The organism is Nostoc sp. CCY0012 (genome assembly GCF_963920855.1).
Classification (GTDB): Bacteria; Cyanobacteriota; Cyanobacteriia; order Cyanobacteriales; family Nostocaceae; genus Cyanocohniella.
Genome location: NZ_CAWUDM010000221.1, coordinates 1 through 1,957, shown reverse-complemented (window position 1 = coordinate 1,957; position 1,957 = coordinate 1). Strand labels below are relative to the sequence as shown.

Below are 1,957 nucleotides of genomic sequence, written 5' to 3'. Positions count from 1 at the left end.
AAGGATTTCTTAGTTTTATGGTCATGCTAAAATCCTTCCAACGGCTTGGTTATTTTCCTCACCCCAAATTAGTACCGATTGCGGTTATCAAACATATCCGGTCGTGTTTAAAGTTACAAGATTGGGTAAAAGCAATTCCATCCGAACGCCAACGCTACACTTATCTTCAGGCGATTCGGGATTACCTGAAAGTTAAACAGTATGATAAAACAGGCCAAAGATTAATAGCCGCATTAGTTGCAGAATCTGCCGAGGTAAAAGACCACCCTGCTGATTTAATCAATGTAGCCATTGAAGAATTAGTTAAAGAACGATATGAGTTACCAGCATTTAGTACCCTTGACCGATTAATTCGCCACATTCGTTCAATGGTTAATAATCGCTTGTTTGCACTTTGTTCTGAGGGGCTTTCCATCAACGAGCAGATTTATTTAGACCAATTACTAGCGGTTACAGATAATGAGGTTGATGAAAATGCCACACTTAATTTACTAAAATCGCCACCTAAAAGTGCCAAACTTAGTGGGATAAAACTCCTACAAAGTAAGTTTGATATTCTTATGACCTTTGGTGATGCCAAGCGACTGCTACAAAGTATTGCCAGAACTAAAGTTAGACATTTTGCGTCCCAGGCAAGGGCTTTGGATATCTCAGAATTTCAAGATATCAATTTACCCAAACGTCGGACATTGCTGTTATGTCTATTGTACGAGGCACAGGTGAAAACCCGTGATTATCTTGTCGATATGTTTATTAAACGTATCCTCAAGATTCAAAATAATGCTAAACAGCGATTGCAGGAATTACGCGACAAACATTTAACGGAAACATCAGAGTTATTGGCTACCTTTGGGCAAGTATTAAAAGCATCTACAAAAGCCAAAGAAACTCAGGATAATGCTGTTTTTGGAGAACAGGTGCAATCAATTTTGGATGAACATGGTGGTACAGAATTGTTGCTGCAAAAGTTGGATGAGATTGCGGCGTATAACACCAACAACCATTTACCGTTGATGTGGCGGTTTTATTCTGCTAATCGGAAAACACTTTTTAGTTTGGTACGTTCTCTAGATATTCTCTCAACTTCTGCTGATGAGTCGGTAATTGAAGCATTAAAGTTCGTGTTAGACCATGAACACAAACGCGCTAAGTATTTACCTTTTGAGATTGATTTAGATTTTATTAGTAGTAACTGGCGTGCGCTAGTTGTAGAAGAAATTGATGGAACTGAGGTTTTGGTTCGTCAGCAGTTAGAAATTTGCATCTTTTCAAATCTAGCGACTGAATTTAAAACAGGAGATGCTTGTGTTGTGGGTTCAGAAAGTTATGCCGATTTCCGCGAACAATTATTGAGTCATGCTGAATGTGAACCATTGATAGAAGAATACTGTCGCTTACTTGAATTTCCTGCTAACCCAGATGACTTTGTTAAACATTTACAAGATAAATTAGCGATTGTAGCTTTCTCTGTAGATAAGATTTGTGCGGTTGATAAACAATTCACTATCAATAAAGATGGAGAACCTGTACTTAAAAGAATTCCATCCCTAGCCCAAACGCATGAAGTGGAAGAATTAGAATCAAAAATTCGGGCTTTGATGCCGGAGCGTAGTATCTTAGAAATTCTTTGCAATGTTGAGCATTGGTTGAATTGGACAAGGCATTTTGGTCTATTTTCAGGAAGCGAACCCAAAATATCTGATCCTGCTGAACGTTATATTTTTACTACTTTTAGCTATGGCTGTAATCTTGGCCCTAATCAGATGGCTCGTCATTCCCAAGGTGCAGTGACTTCTCACATGATTTCTTATACAAACCGTCGCCATATTAGTGCTGCCAAAATTGAAGCGGCAATTCGGGATATTATCAATACGTACAATCGGTTTAGTTTACCGTCTTGTTGGGGTACAGGGAAAAAGGCTGCTGCTGACGGAAGCAAGTTTGAGATATACGAGAA

At 38.8% G+C, this 1,957-nt stretch carries 1 protein-coding gene; it reads left to right on the top strand.

Annotated elements, in window-relative coordinates; translation table 11 throughout:
- Positions 1-23: 23 nt before the first annotated feature.
- Positions 24-1,957 (top strand): Tn3 family transposase (locus tag ACM0OS_RS28795; RefSeq protein ID WP_414546591.1); only part of this gene is annotated, 1,934 nt, incomplete at its 3' end.